Origin of the sequence: uncultured Fretibacterium sp. (genome assembly GCF_963544685.1) — a bacterium.
Lineage (GTDB): Bacteria > Synergistota > Synergistia > Synergistales > Aminobacteriaceae > CAJPSE01.
This window is the reverse complement of sequence record NZ_CAUUGJ010000020.1, coordinates 12,004-27,985: the sequence shown is the minus strand read 5'-3', so window position 1 is coordinate 27,985 and position 15,982 is coordinate 12,004. Positions and strand designations below refer to the sequence as shown.

Sequence of the window (15,982 nt, the reverse complement as noted above, 5' to 3'; positions counted from 1 at the left end):
GATGTAGCTCCGTCTCGTGGGCTCGGAGATGTGTATAAGAGACAGACCTCCGCGTACGGGTACATGAAATAGGTCAAGGGCAACTTGCGGGTCGTCTCGCTCAGCACCGTCCTCCGCGTGTCGCGGTTCAGGGCGATGCGGAAGAGGTCGTCCCCGGCCCAGAAGAACTCCTTCAATTTATCGGCGTCCTTCAGCTCCACCTTGTCCGCCAGCATGGCCTTGCGGACGTCCGCGGGGTCGGCGGGCACCCAGCCGGTCCCCGGAAGGTAGAACTCCGCCCAGCAGTGATAGTTGCCCGTGATCTCCCCCGTCTTGGGCGCCGCGATTCTGAGGCCGTACACGTCCCGGGCAGGGATGCCCGCAGCCCGGGCGAGCGTCACGAACACCGCACTGATGTCGGCACATTTGCCGCCGCCCTTCAGATCCTGCAGCGTGCGGATGGGAAGCCCCAGGCCGCAGCCCTCCTTGACGCCCTCGTCGCGGAAGGTGTTCTCCACCACCCAGGAGTAGACCGCGTAGGCCCTCCTCAGGATGGAGGGCTCCTCCTTCATCCTGGCTCCCACCTCCGCAAAGAGGGGATCCTCCGAGGGAACGGACGGCGACGCCTTGAGGAAGGGAAGGACCTCCGCGGGGAAGGGGGTCCGGGTCTCGTCCAGGTTCTCGATCTTCGCGTAGTGCGAATCGACGTCGAAGCGCATCGTCAAGGTCGGGGTCTGGGAGGGCTTCGCCCAGGAGGCCCGGAGATAGAGCGCACCGCTTTGAGGTTCCCTCTCGACCCCCATGCTGTCCGCGTCGCTCTTCAGCGTCATCCCGGAGATCGTCTGAAAGGCGTCCGAGAGCGGATAGGGCAGCCAGGCCTCCGCCCGGTCGGCCTTCTCGGCCCCCGAGAGGACGACCTCGAAGGTCACCGTCCCCCTGTGCGCCGCGTGGGCGGGAAAGGCCGCCGACAGCACGGCGATCGAGACCGACGTCAACAGCGCAAGCAGTCCTTTGAAAAGACCTTTCTTCATAACGAAAGCGCCTCGCTTCAGTTTTTCCCCGTCTCGATGGGGAGCTCGGGGACGTTGCTCCATTCGATCCAGGAACCGTCGTACAACTTGAGATGGGAATACCCCAGCAGCTCCTTCAGGACAAACATCGTATGGGAGGCTCTGTGGGCACGCATGCAATAGATGATGATCTCCTTGTCGGGGGTCGCTCCGACAGACTCGTAGAGCGCCTTCAGCTCGGATACCGGTTTGAAGGACCCCTTCGCGTCCAAAGCGTCGCGGAAAAAGACGTGTACGGCCCCGGGGATGCGGCCGCCGCGCCCTGCTCCGGAACTGACCTTTTCTCCGGTGTACTCCTCGAGGCTGCGGACGTCCAGCAGCACGACATCCGCCCCGCGATCCTTCACTTCCTGGGCCTCCACGATCTGCGCGACGTCCACCGGGCCGGTTTTATACTCCGTCTGCGGCAGAGGCTCCGGGCGGCCTCGCTCAACCGGCAGTCCCTCGGCGGCCCAGCCCTCGTAATTGCCGTTCAGGACCCGGACGTTCTTGTGTCCGTAGACGTCCATGACCCACCAGAAGCGCGTCGCCATCTGCGGGCTCTTCTGCCCGCTGTAGACAACCAGAGCGTCGCCGTTCGCGATGCCCTTGGCGCTCAGCAGGCGGTTCATCTGTTCGGGGGTCGACATCAGGGCCTCGACCCTGCCGTTCGGATCCTCGAAATCCGTCCGGGCGATTTGAATCGCGCCGGGGATATGGCCGGCCTCGTAATCCTCGGCGGAGCGAATGTCGACGATCTTAATCGCAGCCTTTTCGTCAAGGAGCCGCTTCAGTTCAGGGACATCGATAAGAGCTTTGGAACTTGCGTAGTCCCCATCCGCGGCCAGAGCCGGAAGGGCGGCTGCCGCGAAGGAGCCCACAAGGGTCGTCAGGATCGTCAGAACCTTTACAGCACTCGAAAGATTGGTTGCCAGTGTCATTTTCCTGTCTCCTCGAGAATGGCAAGATCGGGGGAATGCAAAAACATACGGCGTTCCCTTCGAGCCGATGAAATCGGCCGACGTCGAGACGCGAAGAAATCCGCACAGATACAGTGAGAGATGGGAAATCCTGAAGGGGGATAAAAAAGGAGAGGTCGCTCCGGGCGGCCTCTCCTCAAATAAAGACGACGACGGCGCGCAAAGCGGGCGCGTCAGACTTCGATCGGATCCCGATCAAATTTTGAAGAGCTCGGCCCGAACGGACGACTCCGAAGGAATCCCATCACGGCATGCATCCCGTGCATCCAAGCTGCTTCCTCAGGTGAATCCGCACTGCCGCATTCGGGCCTCCTCCTCTCCTCGAAAAAATCGTCGCCGAGCCTTTCGCGGTGTTTATACCCCATCGCCGGCGGAATGTCAACCGACAGGCCCGGCGGAACCGGCGACAGGGGGATTCGGCATGCCGCGGGGGGCGGCGGGAAACCGGCGCTCAGTCCACCGGGCCGCCCCTCAGCCAATCGGACAGACGCCGCCGGAACTCCGACGTGCCTCCATTGACGTTTTGTGCAAAGACCGTCCCGCCCGTTACGGCAAGCCGCGTCAGGATGGCGAGTACCTGTCTTTGCCGGTCGGGCGACAGCCCGCGCGCGGCCCTGAGGATGGCGAGGGCGCTCTGCACGGGGGTCTGGCGCATCTCCTCCAGGGTCCGCGAGCCCGTGGACTCCAGGACGCCGAAGATGGACTCGACGAAGCGGCGCTTCTCGCCGTCCGAGAGGTCCGCAAGCCAGGCCCGCATGGAGCGCTCGAAGAACACGCTGAAGCAGCTCCTCTCCTCCACAGGGATGAAGCGGTTTCCCCGGACCAGCCAGGACAGCGCGTCGTGTGCGGTCGGCCCCCTATTGGAGCTCCGAATGATCCTGTGGTCCACGGCGCTGTTCATCAGGATGCCGACGAGGGAGTCCTCCGGGACGATGCTGACGATCCGGGAAGCGAGGTCCCGGTAGGCCGGCAGCCGCGTGACGGCGTTCGCGAAGCCGGGGCCGTCGTTGGTGAAGACGTCCCGGATCCTCCTCCGAACCCCCTCGTCGCAGAAGACGGAGGCGTAGACGGCGAAGTTGCCGCCCTTGGAGTGCCCGCCCACGCGGATGGGCAGGGAGCCGTCGCGGAAGCGTTCGTTCAGATACTCCACGGCCATTCTCTGGCCGGGCGTCTCGGTCAGGTAGCTGAAGGTGAAGTCCTCCTTCCACCCGACCAGGGTGTTGTCGGTGCCCCGGAAGGCCGCGTAGACCGTGCCGTCGCCCGGCCACAGCGTGACGGCCGCCATCTGCACGCTCTCCTTCACGGAGACGTGGTTGCGGTACCAGGCTATCCGCATGTCCCGATACCGGACGGAGTCCGCAAGCGGATCCAGCAGCAGCGGGGCGGGGCCGGTAAAGGTCCTTCTGCCCCGCACCTCCGCGCGCGTGTGCAGGCGGAAGTACCGGTCGCGCACCGCACGGACGGGGACGGGCTCGCCCTGCGGCGCCACGACGCCGTCGAAGTCCGTATACGCCAGCTCGGCGAGGACGAGGTTGTCCACCTCGTTGAACGGGTCCGTGGAGAAAGGGACATCGCCGCGCCATTCCAGGTAGTCGAAGATATTCGCCAATCGTCCTCTCCTCCTCCGCTTTCCCCGATGGCCCCTCATGCTCCCCGGGACGGGAGGACGGGAGGACGGAAGGGCGGCGGATGCAAAACGGGGCGGACCCCGGCCCGCCCCTAGGATTTTCGTTCACGGCAGCGCCGTCTCGCGGTGTTTATACCCCATCGCCGGCGGAATGTCAAACGACGCGGGGAGCCCCAAATCCACAGGTTGCGACAGTTTCATGAGGGATTGAGCGCATTATTGTATAAGCCAGGCTGACTTCGATTTTGCACCCGCTAGGTGCGGCAAAAAACGTGTGAGGCCTTTCTTTGCCGCACGCTGAAAATTTTGCCTGCGGATTTGGGGGAGCGGTGTCGTTATAGTCCAGGGAAGCGCTGATTAAAACAACTCTGTTCTTTCGGTAATGGAACTCGCCACGACTGCTTGGCAACGACCTCTCTTACTTTATCCAGCGAGGGAATCCCTTCCCGATTGCCACGGACAGGCATGCCACCCTGTTTTATGAAATAGGGATTGGCTTCTGCAGAAGGACCTGGTTCCGCGAAATCGATTACAAACAGTGGCCTTTTACGCTTAAGGGTTTCTTCTCCGGCCGCGAATGTGCCACCGGTCAGCCCCGATTCAACGAGAATCATCGCATCAGAGAGGCCGATGATCGTGCTGTTTCGTTTCATAGCGTTCCGGCCACTCCATGTGAGGTGTGGTGGGAATTGTGATACTATAAGGTGGTTACCGGCTGATAAGAGGTTGGCAACATCTCGTTTTCTCTGGAAACGAAGAATTCCCTCTACGAGGACGAAGATCGTGGTGCCGCCGTTTTCCATGGCAGCTTTGTGGGCCGCCATATCAACACCATGCGCATAGCCACTTACCACGCAGATTCCCTCTCTGGCAAGCTGCAGCGCACATCGCCCTGTGATCGCCAGTCCTTTATCTGAAGCCTTTCTCGAACCGCAAAAACCTACACCTGGTTCGTTAAAAAGTGACTGGTTCCCTTGGATAAAAAGTACCGGTGGTGCATTAAGCTGAAGAATCTTCTCAATCCGTTCAGGATAGGAAGCTGCCCCCTGCCAGGTGACACTCACTCCATGATGTTCAAGCTCGTCAACAGTCTTAACCGCCTCCCCCCGGGCGTCCACGATATTTTGGGCCACATCAGGCTTTACGCCAATCTCCGCAGCAAGAGAATGAACAGACGAACAGATTTCCCGGGCAGCATTCTCACCGTAAGCCACAGCATAGGTGAGTAACCGCCGAAGGGCTGCTTCGCCTGATCCTTTCGCTTGGATAAATTGGAGAATGGATTGAATCATTGGTTATCGCTATCCCTCATCGACTTTACGCAAACCAAGCCAAAAACATTTCGAACCCCTGCACCCGTCAGAGCTTTTGCGTAGGCCCACATCGTGATGCCCGATTGGTACAGATCGTCAACGATGACCACATCCCGTCCTTGAACACTCGCAGGATCTAGAGCGACAGAATTGGCTGTCTGGTAGATCGTCGTCCATACGGTCACTTTTTGCTGGATGGTCAGCTGCTTCATCTGTGGTTTTTGAACCAAGAGGCGCGGCTCGATGAAGCCGACCCCTTTACGTTCTGCCACATGTTTTGCGAAGGCCCAAGCCAATTTGCTCGACCCTTCCTGGGCAGGAATCGGAGAAACGACAGGACCCGCTGGGGTACCAATGCCCCGCAATGGCAAGAGGTCAAAGGCATCCAGCAACGACTGCGACATCACGGCACAGTACTCCTGCTTCTTCTCTTGGGTCAGTTCGCCCAAGTGATACTTGAGTTGAAACTCTGCTTCTCCCAACACACTTCGCGGACCAATAATACTGGACCCATCGGTGGTAAAGTTAAAATCTCCTGCAATACAATGATCGACTTCCGAGCCAGAAAAATGAGCTTGCAGCTGATTGCCCAACTTCAGCCAAACGCATTGATTGCCAGCGAACTCCGCCCACTGCTTAATTTCATCAACATCAACCTGATCTACCCTGTTTGCGGGCACCCAAATATTCTCGGTGTTTTTATTTCCCTGTTTCCAACCAGTCGGGCTTGCCTGCGCCAGTTCAGGAAAATGATGTTTGACCACAGCAACCACATCTTGAGAGACAATGAAATTGAGGCTGCCATCGTCATTTTCGTTGACGCGCATCCAGAAAGCACTTCGGTTCCTATTGAAGACTGTCGACTCAGACATCAACATCCCCCATACCTGTGGTAGTATTCGTAGTGGTCTGTTAACAATCCAAACAATGCCCTTTTTAATAGTGCGACAAGGCATTTCATCTTCCGAAGCTTTTTGGTGCTTTTATCTGATTCCTTTGCGGAACGGGTTCGAAGTTTGACATAAAGCGCACCTCCACAAACAGGTAAATCTCTTGTACAGACTGATTTTACCACAACCCCAAGAGTAACTTCACAGGCTGGAGCAGGTCCAGGGACACCGGGCCGAAGTAGCGTGCGGCTCTGGGGGCGGGGAGCAGCCCCTCGGACCCTACCCCTCCTTTGACATGCTCTCCAGAAAGCGCCGCAGCCGGGGATTGGGGTCGGACCATATCTCCTCCGGGGCCCCGATCGCCGCGATACGGCCCTCGTTCATGAAGGCGATGCGCGTCGAGACCTTCCGCGCGAACTCCAGCTCGTGGGTGACGATGAGCATCGTGCGCCTCTCGTCGGCGAGCAGCCGGATGACGTCCAGGACCTCCCGAACGCGTTCCGGGTCCAGCGACGAGGTCGGCTCGTCGAAGAGCATGATGGGGGCATGGACCGCCAGAGCGCGTCCTATCCCGATCCTCTGGGCCTCCCCGCCGCTCAGCTGGATCGGATAGGCGTCGGCCCTGTCCTCCATCCCCACGAGCGCGAGGATCCGCATGGCCTCCTTCCCGGCATCCCCGCGGGGCATCCGCTGCACCGTGACCATCGGCTCCAGGATGTTCTCCAAGGCGGTCTTGTTGACGAAAAGGTTGTGGCTCTGAAAGACCATCGAGAAGGATCGCCTCAGGCGGTGCAGGGACGCCCTTCCCAGACGCCGGAGGTCGAAGGGGGGAGCCTCGTCGATGCGGAGCGTCCCCTCGTCGGCCCGCTCCAGCCCGATGAGGCAGCGCAGCAGGGTCGACTTTCCCGTCCCGCTCGGCCCCAGGAGGGAGAGCACCTCCCCGTCCCGGACCTCGAGGTCTATCCCATCCAGCACCCTTTGTTCTCCAAACGATTTCCTCAGCCGGGATATCCGAAGCATGCAGCCCCTCCTAACGCCGGTATGCGCGGCTCATACGAAGTTCCAGGCGGCGCTGCACGCGGGTCGCGAACGTGATGATGAGCCAGTACATCAGCATGGCGGCCGCATATCCCTCGAAATAGCGCAGGCCGACGGCGCTCTTCATCTTCGCGACGGCCATCAAGTCCACGACCCCGACGGTGAAGACGACCGACGATCCCTTGATCGTGTCGATCAGGTTGTTCGAGAGCGGAGGGATCGCGATTCGCAGCGCCTGCGGAAGGACGATGCGCCGCATCAGCTGCCCCTCCGTCATGCCGATGGTCAGGGCGGCCTCCCTCTGCCCCTCGGGGACGGCGTTCAGGGCCCCGCGCAGGGTCTCCGACATGTAGGCTCCCATGTTCATGGCGAGGCTGACGACCCCGGCCCAATACGAGCTCAGGCTCCGGAATGCCGGGAAGAGCACCGGCATCCCGAAGTACAGAAAGAACATCTGCGCGATCAGGGGCGTTCCCCGGAAGATCGACAGGTATACGCGCGACAGGCCCTTCAGGAGCGACATAATCGTAGTAGTCGATCATGGCGACAGCAAAGGCCAGCGCCAGCGCCCCCAGAAACGACAGGAACGATATGCAGAGCGTCTGCCAGACCCCCCAAGGCATGGCCCGGAGGATATCGAGAAAAACCTGGAGGTCGAATCTCATCGGCGGCCCCTCCCCTACGGCACGTCGAACGAAAGCGGAGGCTTCGGAGCCTCGGTTCGCGCCATCCCGTCAGTCCGCGGTGGAGGCTCGCGCCTCGCGCCGGAACGCGAACCCCGTGGCGGCGTAGAGGATGGCGAAGAGCGGCGAGATCAGGCTCAGGAAGACGTAGGGGATGAAGGAGGCATCGACGGAGAGCGCCCCCATCAGGAACAGGGCCGGGATCCCCCACGGAACGAGCACGCTTCCCAGGGTGCCCGCGTCCTCCAGGGTCCTCGAGAGGACCTCGGGAGCGATGCCCATCCGGTCGAAAACGGGCTTGAAGGTCTTTCCCGGGAGGATGATCGCCAGCATCATGTTGCCCGTCACGCCCAGGGTCGCGTAGCAGGCGGCGATCGTCGAGAGGATCAGCCCCAGGGCTCCCCTCACGTGGCGCATCAGGGCTTCGATGATGACCGAGAGCACGCGGCTCTGTTCCAGGAGCCCTCCCATGGCCATGGCCCCGATGAGCATGATGAGCGTCCCCGACATCATGTCGATCCCGCCGCGGGAGAGGATCTTATCCACCATGGCGACCCCCGTGGCGCTGCTGTATCCATGCATGGAGGCCGCCAGGAGGGCCTTGAACCCCAGCCCCTGAGAGAACGCGGCGCAGAGGCCGCTGCAGCAGATCCCCAGCGTCAGGGTCGCCAGAGCGGGGAGCCTGAACACCGACAGCAGGATCACGAGGACGGCGGGGATCAGCGTGACGGCGCCGAGCAAGAAGGTGCCCGCCAGGGTCGACCGGATCTCGTTCACCGTCTCCCAATTCACCTGGCCCGCCCCATAGTCCCTTCCGATGAACCAATAAAGCCCGAAGGAGATCACAGCCGCGGGGAGCGTCGTCCAGAGCATGGACCCGATGTGCTTGAAGAGGTCGGTTCCGGCTATGGCCGGAGCGACGTTCGTCGTGTCCGACAGGGGGGACATCTTGTCGCCGAAGAAGGCGCCCGAGGCGATGGCCCCCGCAGTCATGGCCGATGGGACGCCGAGGCCGAGCCCGATGCTCATCAGGGCCAGGCCGACCGTGCCGATCGTCCCGAAGGAGGTTCCCGTGGCGAGGGACGTGATGCAGCAGATCACGAAGGTCACGGGGAGGAACATCTCGGGATAGATCAGGTGCAGCCCGTAATAGATGATCGTCGGCACGGTCCCGCCCACGATCCACAGGCCGATCAGCATTCCGACCAGGATGATGATGCAGACGGCCGCCAGACTCTGCGATATCCCCTGGACGATCCCCTGCTGGACGCTCCTCCACGAGCTGCCGAGCAGCAGCGAGACGCAGGCCGCCGCCATGGCCCCCATGGCCAGCGGGGCCGTCATGCCCACCTTCTGCCGGATACCGACCACGATCACCGCAATCACGAAGGCGAGGGCCCAGACCGCCTGGGACAGGGAGGGCCTCCGCTGATGCTGCTGTTCCGATTCCACCATTTTCTGCATCCGTCCTTTCCAGACAAGGCTTCAAGACAAGATCCGATATCGAAAGACGCTTCCCGCTCCCGGCAGGCTCTTCTTTTATTCGATCCGCCTCACGGTTACCAGGGTCTGAGAGCTGTTGGCCGTCACCGCCGGGTCCCGCGCGTGCTCCCCCAGGGGATAGAGGTTGTTGGGGTTGGCCCCGCCGTCGAACAGGCTGTAGCCCGGAAGCCCAAGCTCCTCGCACCCCTGCCAGAAACCGTGCAGGATCATGACCGTATCCCTGCGAATATCCTCGGTGACCCTGGCCCGGACCACCATCGTCCCATGAGGGGAACGCACCTCCACCCTATCGCCGTCGGCAACGCCACAGCTCCGCGCCGCCTCGGGGTGAATCTCGAGCTCCGGCTCCGGCGCCATCCTCCGCAGGGAGGGGACGTTCCGCAGCCAGCTCGAGTTGTACATCACGGACCCGTGATGATCGGACAGGATCAAGGGGAACCGCTCCGCCAGGGAGGGCGTCGCCGTAACCCCCTCGGGAACCTCCCGCCACTCCGGGAGGGGCGAGAGCCCCGCGGCCTCGAACGCCTCGTTGTAAAGCGCGACCTTCCCCCTGGGAAGATAGGGCGATCGGTCCAGCCTGGGGCCGATCGCGCCGAAGAATTCCCCATACCTCTCGTAGGTCCGGGGCAGAACGGCCCCCGAGACCCCAAAGGGATGTTTTCTCAGCTCGGCCATGGACAGTCCCGTAGGCTCCAGCTGCTCATCGAAGCTCCGCTCGGCGTCCCCGTCCCAGAAGAGGTCGGGATATCCCAGCCGGCACCCCAGCTGGACCCAGAAGTCGGTGTCGGACCCATAGTCCCCCAAGGGCTCCACCGCCCGGGCGGGAGCCATCAGCCAGGGGCCCCATGACACCAGGGAATGCTCGCACTCCAGGAAGGTGGCCACGGGAACGACCAGGTCGGCGTACTCCATCTCCGCCGTCTCCATCACGTCCACCACGACGAAGAACCCCACCTTCTCCAGGGCGGCCCGGGTCGTCTTGGCCCCCCTGCCGCTCGCCAGAGGCTGAGTCCCCGCGGCGATCAGGGTTCGGATCGGATAGGGCTTCTCCGTGAGGATGCTGTCGATGATCCCCTTGTAGGAGGAGGCCAGCCCCAGCTCCCATGGCTGGAGGCCGAGGGGCATCTCCGGCGCCACCAGACGGGAGGCCAGGTCCTCCGTGATCCGCTCCTTCAGCTCGATGTTCTTCAGTGTGGGCATCGAGAACCGAGGCGGCCACAAGTTGCCCCCCGGCCTCTCCAGGTGCCCCGTCAGGGCGATCAGCATGGCGATGGCCCGGGCGGCGTCGCTGCAGCCGGGCGCGTGCTCGATGCCGTTGCCCAGGTCGATGGCCGCCCGGGGCGTCGACGCGTAACGCCGCGCCACCTCGCGGATCCGCCCGGCCGGGACCCCCGTTATGCCCTCCGCCCATTGGGGCGTGTACTGCCGCACATGCTCCGCGAGCTCCTCGAACCCGAAGCACCAATCCCTCACGAAATCACGGTCGTAAAGCTCCTCGCCGATCACCACATGCAGCATGGACAGGGCCAGGGCCGCGTCCGTCCCGGGGCGCAGCGCCAGCCACTCGTCGGAAAAACGGCCCTCCCCGCCCTGGGTGGGTTTGATCACCACCACGCGCATGCCCCGCCGCCTGGCCTCCGTCAGGGCACGCAGCCCCCCATCGGAGCACTGGCGCAGGTGGGGCTCCGGCCCCAGAGCAGCATCAGGTCGGCCTGGGCGTAGTCCGCGGCCGGAGGGCGATGGCCGCCCAGGGTGTAGGTGAAGGGCATGCTCCGCTGAACGTAGCAGATGCCGCTGTGGCCGTAATTCGGGCTTCCATGGGCCATCAGGAGGCGCATCATGTACCCGCAGTAGCTGCGCCTGGCCGGCGAGAGCACGGCCAGGGATTCCGCCCCGTAGCGTTTCTTCTCGTCCAGCAGACGCTCCGCCAGAAGGTCGAGCGCCTCCCCCCAGGAAATAGGGACCCACGGCGCCCCCCTGCGCCCTCCCTGCCGCACCAGGGGAGACTTCAGCCGCTGCGGGGAATAAAGCCATTCGGGGGCCGCATGGGCTCGGGCGCAGAGGCTGCCCCTGTTGTGGGGGGCCTCCTTCATCCCCTCCAGGCCGAGCAGACGACCGTCCCGCACCAGGGCTATCGCCCCGCAGCCGGTATCCTGACCGCACATGCGGCATACGGTGGGGACCCTCACGATCTCCCCCGGGCCTCGGGTCGGCAGGCGCTCGGGCCTCCTCGACGTCTCCCCGGCGCTTCCGGCCCTGAGGCGGAGCGTGCGGGATTCCATCTTCGCTTCGTTCATTCCGCCGGAGGGGGCTTATTGCCCCTTCTTGATGGAAAGGTCGACGCCGAGCCACCTCTCGGTCAGGCGGCCGATCGTCCCATCCGCGAGCATCGCCCCGATGGCCTCGTTGATCCTCTCGATCCTGGAGGCCATGGACGCATCCTCCTTGCGAAAAACAACCCCGACCTCCCTTTCCGAGAGGTTTCCGGGAAGCTGGCGCAGAGAGAGCTTCATCTGCCTCATATCGAAGTGCTCCTGAGCCACCGAGGTCAGGTGCGAGTCGACACGCCCCATGGCGACGTCCATGATCCCCGAGGTCCCGTCCCCATAAACCTTGGGAGTGTACTTCCGTCCCTGCTCGATCAGGGCGTTCAGCTCCAGCTGCCCCTGCGCGCCGTCCTCGACCGCGACGACCTTCCCCTCGAGCTCCTCCACGGACTGGATGGGGCTGTCCACCGCGACGAAGAACCCCAGCGGGTCCACGGCATAGGGCACGGAAAAGGCGAATTTTTCCTGCCTCTGCGGCGTAATCCCCATGAAGCAGGAGACGGCGTCCACACGGCCGGAATCAAGGGAACCGAACAGCCCGCTGAACCCCGAGGTCTCGAACTGAACCGTCAGGCCGGTACGCCGGGCAATCTCGTCCCAAAAATCCACCTCGAACCCGACATGAACTTTGCCCTCGAAATAACTGTATGGAGGAGCCGAGTTCGACGAGATCACGACGATCTTGTTCTCGCCCTGCTGATCGGCCGCGTCGGCCCTGCGGAGGTCCGTCCCGCGGAGGACGAACCCCGACATGACCACAACGGCAAGGAGCCCAACCCAACCAAGTTTTCTGACGTTCATGATTTCCTCCCATGATCGTTTTCGATCTCATTGTATTTTTTGAAAAAAGCCAGGGTTATGCGGCACGCGGCAAAAGCGCCCGAGTCCCCGGCGGCCGGGGGCTCTCGGACAAAAAACGGGCCTGCATCGTGACGTGGCGATCCAAAGGGGACAAGCCTTCCACTCCTGCGGAAAGAAGGGCATGAATCCACGGAAAAAATTATCGGGAGGAAGGTTCAGACGAAGGCGGGAAAGAATCCGGACTCCCTCATGCGTCCCGACCCGGACCGCGGCAAAAATGCATCACGTGCATCGCCGGGGGCGCATCACGTCTCGGGACGGCGCATGGGGAATCCTCCTTTCTCCTGAGGTTGTCCGGCGGGCTCTCCGCCGGAGGAAAGCATCGGGGAAACTCTAGCAGAAGCCGGGCCGGTCTGTCAATTCACCGGGCGCGGCGCCGGCGGAAAACGCGGGGCCCCGCGCCATGCGCTCCCCCGCCCCCTCCGTCGGGCCCGGACGTCCGCCGTCCTCTCCGGCCCCGGTGTACAATAGCCGTAAGCTCCGGACGGAAGGAGGGGCCCTTGTGCGGCTCCGTGATGGATACGCCGCCTTGTCGCCCTCAAGATCGACGAGGAACCCCGCGAGGAGTACCGGAGAAGCATTCAATCTCCCGGCCTGAAATAACGCCGGGCTAGACTTTTGTCGAAGGCGAGGGAGCGGCGGATGCGGGAGATGCGTGGGAGGATAGGCGTTCTGTTCCGCGGTGGGACCGACGAAGCGCGGGTGACGGCCTATGTCCGAGGGGCCGCGGAGGCCGGGTTCGAGCTCAAGGCCATCCTGCCAGAGCGGGCCGGCGATCCGCTGCTCCAGGCGGCGCTGTGCTACCGATTGCTCCAGCTCGACTACGACGCGGCGGTCGTCCACCCGGAGGACGCGACCAACCTGGCGGGACGAATTCGGGGCGCCCTGAGCCATCGTCCGGTCTTCGACGTGGGGCCGGGGACGCAGCCCGGCCTGCTCTCGGATGTCCCCGGCTACCATCCGGTTCCCGTCACGCCGGGGACGGACCTCGAGGAGGAGGTTCGGACGGTCGTGAACGCCCTGAGCGCCGCCGGATTGTAGCTTCGGTTGTAGCTTCTCTTCCCCGGAGGCTCAGGGGCGGATATCGAACCGCACGGTCCCTCCGAGCGGCGGCGTCCTTTCGTCGCGGCTCGGGAGGATCGCCCTCAGGCTCTGTCCCTTCCACTCGATGCGCCACTCCACCGTGGCCCCCAGAAACTCCCGGCCCGTGAGGTGCCCCTCGAAGGTCCCATCGGGGTCGGGGACCACCTGGTCGGGCCGGATAAGGCGCCGCCGCCCCTCGAGCGTTACGGAAAACGCGTCGCCGATGAAATCTCCGATAAAATCGTCCGCGGGGGAAAAGTAGATTTCCTCCGGTGCGCCCGTCTGGCTCAGGTGTCCCCCATTCAGGACGGAGACACGGTCGGAGATCGAGAGCGCCTCCTCCTGGTCGTGGGTCACGTAGAGCATCGTGATGTCCACCGCGCGCTGGAGTTCCCGTATCTCCCGGCGCATCCGCACGCGGAGCCGGGCGTCCAGGCTCGACAGCGGCTCGTCCAGGAGCAGCACCGCAGGGTTCAGGACCAGGGCCCGGGCCAGGGCCACGCGCTGCTGCTGGCCGCCCGAGAGGTCCTGGACCCGCGCATCGAAGCAGCCGGAAAGCCCCACTCGCTCGAGGACCTTCTCCGCCTCGTGCCGCCGTTCCTCCCGACCGACTCCCCGCACCCTGAGGCCGTAACCCACGTTATCCCCCGCCGACATGTGGGGAAACAGCGCGTGGTTCTGAAAGACGGTCGCGGTCGGCCTCAGCTCCGGGGCAAGGTACGTGATGTCCTTCCCGTCCAGAAGGACTCGGCCCTCGTCCGGGGCGATGAAGCCTCCGGCCACCTTGAGCGTCGTGCTCTTCCCGCACCCGGAGGGACCCAGCAGGGTCATCAGCTCGCCGCGCCGCAGGTCGAGGTTCAGACTCTCCAGGGCCGTGAAGGCCCCGTAACGCACGGTAACGTTCCGAAAAGAAAGCATGTAAGCGTAAACCTCCTTGCGGCGGTTAAATCCTCGGCTAAAAGGCATCCCTCCGGGTGCTCAGCCGCCAGGCGAGTGCGTTGACGCCTGCGACCACGGCGATCAGGAGGGTTCCCATCGCGGAGGCCGCGCCGAAGTCCCCCTCGTTGATGGCCTCGAAGAGCTCGATCGACGCCACGCGCGCGTAGGGGCTGACCAGAAAGATGATGGGGCCGGTCGTCGTCATGGCCGCGCTGAAGGCGTTGAGGAAGCCCAGGCGCAGGAAGGGACGGAGCCGTGGGATCAGCAGGTCCGTCAGCACCCGCCGGGGGCCTCCCCCCAGGTCCCGGACTGCCTGGACGAGCGCCGGGTCGATCTGGGCCAGTCCGGCCCTGGCCGCGCGGAGCGAGGGCGAGAGCTGGCGGAACAGGCAGTTCATGGCGATCAGGAAGGTGGGCCCCAGCTCGAAGGGCAGGCTGACGGAGACCAGGAGGTAACCGACGCCGAAAAACGTGCCCGGCATGAGGTAGGGCAGGTCCGCGACGGCCTGGACCGTGCGGCGCAGGCCCGGACCCGTTCCCTCGAGCAGGGAGGCGATGACGGCGGCGAGGAGGCATCCCCCGAGCGCCGCGGCGAAGGAGCAGACGAGGCTGCGCAGGACGCTCCCCATCCGGAACCCGAGGAGGGCGGAGAGGTGGCGCGTCGTGGGGGAGAAGTCCGTACCCCAGGTCCGGGTCACGCTCCCCAGAAGGATGAGCCCGTAGACCATGACCTGCAGGAGGACGAACGCCCAAGCCACGCCGTCCAGGACCGCCAGAAGACCGGCAGACAGGCGGAGCGAGCGATCCTGCGTCAGGCCGAGAGATGGAGAAAACCCCTCGCCCGCCTCGGCGCTCCTCAGGCAGAGAATGCCCAGGGCCGGGAGGAGCAGCAGGACGTTCATGGCGCAGGCCAGGGGAAAGTCCCCCACGCCGACAAGGGTGGTGTAGGCCCGGGAGGCCAGGACCTGGAACCGGCCGCCAAGGAAGAGGGGCGTCCCGAAGTCCGACAGGGAGCGGACAAAGATCGTCAGGGCCGCCGCGGCAAGTCCCGGAAGGGCCAGAGGCAGGCTGACGCTCCGCAGGGTCCGCGCCGGGGAAGCGCCGAGGTCCAGCGAGGCCCGCTCGAGGGCCCCGTCCACCCGCCGCAGCGAGGCCGCGATCAAAAGGGCCGCAAGCCCGATCAGCGAGACCGTCTCCATGATCAGCACCCCATGAAAGCCGTAGGGGTTCCATTCGAAGCCCAGCAGCCTCCAGGTGACGAGCCCGCGCCGTCCGAAGAGCATCAGATAGGCCATCGAGCAGAGGAAGGGCGGGGAGATCGTGGAGAGCGCCAGGGCCGCCGTCACCGCACCGCGCCCGCGGCGTGGGCCGTAGACCAGCCTCAGGGCTATGGCGGTGCTGAGGGGCAGGGTGCACAGCGTCACCGTCCCGGAGAGGAGAAAGCTGTCGCGCACCAGCCCCGCGTTTCGGGAGAGGAGGCCCGAGTAGGCGCGCAGGGAGAGGCTGCCGTCCCGCACAAAGCTCTCGAACAGAACGGCCCCGACGGGCCAGAGCACAAAGAGCGGCAGGGCGCAGGCCGTGAGGGCCCAGAGCAGACGCTCGAGCCCCGAGAGCGCGCCGTCGCCGCCGCGGACAAGGAAGCCGGAGCTTCCGTGACGAAGGCGAAAACTCCGGCCGGATCGCAAGGTCATGGCAAACAGGCGGCGCGGGC

At 64.0% G+C, this 15,982-nt stretch carries 14 protein-coding genes; 1 reads left to right on the top strand and 13 read right to left on the bottom strand.

The window, feature by feature from the left end; translation table 11 throughout:
* The 11 genes from ABLA28_RS03480 to ABLA28_RS03430 all read right to left on the bottom strand — a co-directional run.
* The coding region (locus ABLA28_RS03480; protein ID WP_347712536.1) for a transglutaminase family protein at nt 1-1,010 on the bottom strand (1,010 nt) is incomplete at its 3' end.
* Between the two features lie 17 nt (nt 1,011-1,027).
* Complete coding sequence (locus tag ABLA28_RS03475) at nt 1,028-1,969, bottom strand: sulfurtransferase (RefSeq protein WP_347712535.1); 942 nt, start codon at nt 1,967-1,969, stop codon at nt 1,028-1,030.
* Nucleotides 1,970-2,459: 490 nt separating this feature from the next.
* Entirely contained in the window at nt 2,460-3,617 is a 1,158-nt protein-coding gene (locus ABLA28_RS03470) for an Mbeg1-like protein (RefSeq protein WP_347712534.1), read from the bottom strand.
* A 353-nt stretch (nt 3,618-3,970) separates the two neighbouring features.
* Nucleotides 3,971-4,927 carry a DNA-processing protein DprA gene (locus ABLA28_RS03465; RefSeq protein ID WP_347712533.1) on the bottom strand — a complete coding sequence of 319 codons (957 nt, stop codon included), beginning with the start codon at nt 4,925-4,927 and terminating at the stop codon, nt 3,971-3,973.
* Nucleotides 4,924-5,820 (bottom strand): hypothetical protein, encoded by an 897-nt coding sequence (locus ABLA28_RS03460; protein WP_347712532.1) that lies wholly within the window; start codon nt 5,818-5,820, stop codon nt 4,924-4,926. Before ABLA28_RS03460 ends, ABLA28_RS03465 begins: the two co-directional genes overlap by 4 nt.
* Before the next feature lie 297 nt (nt 5,821-6,117).
* A complete protein-coding gene (locus ABLA28_RS03455) occupies nt 6,118-6,858 on the bottom strand; it encodes an amino acid ABC transporter ATP-binding protein (RefSeq protein WP_347712531.1) in 741 nt (246 codons plus the stop codon).
* Nucleotides 6,859-6,868: 10 nt separating this feature from the next.
* Nucleotides 6,869-7,399, bottom strand: a complete 531-nt coding sequence (locus ABLA28_RS03450) for an amino acid ABC transporter permease (protein ID WP_347712530.1) — start codon at nt 7,397-7,399, stop codon at nt 6,869-6,871.
* Between the two features lie 211 nt (nt 7,400-7,610).
* Nucleotides 7,611-9,014: a Na+/H+ antiporter NhaC gene (nhaC, locus tag ABLA28_RS03445; RefSeq protein WP_347712529.1), complete on the bottom strand. Its 1,404-nt coding sequence runs from the start codon at nt 9,012-9,014 to the stop codon at nt 7,611-7,613.
* Nucleotides 9,015-9,098: 84 nt separating this feature from the next.
* Nucleotides 9,099-10,682 carry a molybdopterin-dependent oxidoreductase gene (locus ABLA28_RS03440; RefSeq protein ID WP_347712528.1) on the bottom strand — a complete coding sequence of 528 codons (1,584 nt, stop codon included), beginning with the start codon at nt 10,680-10,682 and terminating at the stop codon, nt 9,099-9,101.
* A 20-nt stretch (nt 10,683-10,702) separates the two neighbouring features.
* Nucleotides 10,703-11,359, bottom strand: a complete 657-nt coding sequence (locus tag ABLA28_RS03435; protein ID WP_347712527.1) for a molybdopterin-dependent oxidoreductase — start codon at nt 11,357-11,359, stop codon at nt 10,703-10,705.
* A 15-nt stretch (nt 11,360-11,374) separates the two neighbouring features.
* Nucleotides 11,375-12,190: a transporter substrate-binding domain-containing protein gene (locus ABLA28_RS03430; RefSeq protein ID WP_347712526.1), complete on the bottom strand. Its 816-nt coding sequence runs from the start codon at nt 12,188-12,190 to the stop codon at nt 11,375-11,377.
* 702 nt (nt 12,191-12,892) lie between these two features.
* Here ABLA28_RS03430 and ABLA28_RS03425 point away from each other — a divergent pair.
* Nucleotides 12,893-13,291, top strand: coding sequence for a hypothetical protein (locus tag ABLA28_RS03425; RefSeq protein ID WP_347712525.1), 399 nt, complete (start codon nt 12,893-12,895; stop codon nt 13,289-13,291).
* A gap of 30 nt (nt 13,292-13,321) precedes the next feature.
* Here the strand turns inward: ABLA28_RS03425 and ABLA28_RS03420 are convergent, their stop codons facing one another.
* Nucleotides 13,322-14,251: an ABC transporter ATP-binding protein gene (locus ABLA28_RS03420; protein WP_347712524.1), complete on the bottom strand. Its 930-nt coding sequence runs from the start codon at nt 14,249-14,251 to the stop codon at nt 13,322-13,324.
* Nucleotides 14,252-14,288: 37 nt separating this feature from the next.
* A complete protein-coding gene (locus tag ABLA28_RS03415; protein ID WP_347712523.1) occupies nt 14,289-15,962 on the bottom strand; it encodes an ABC transporter permease subunit in 1,674 nt (557 codons plus the stop codon).
* Between the last annotated feature and the right edge of the window lie 20 nt (nt 15,963-15,982).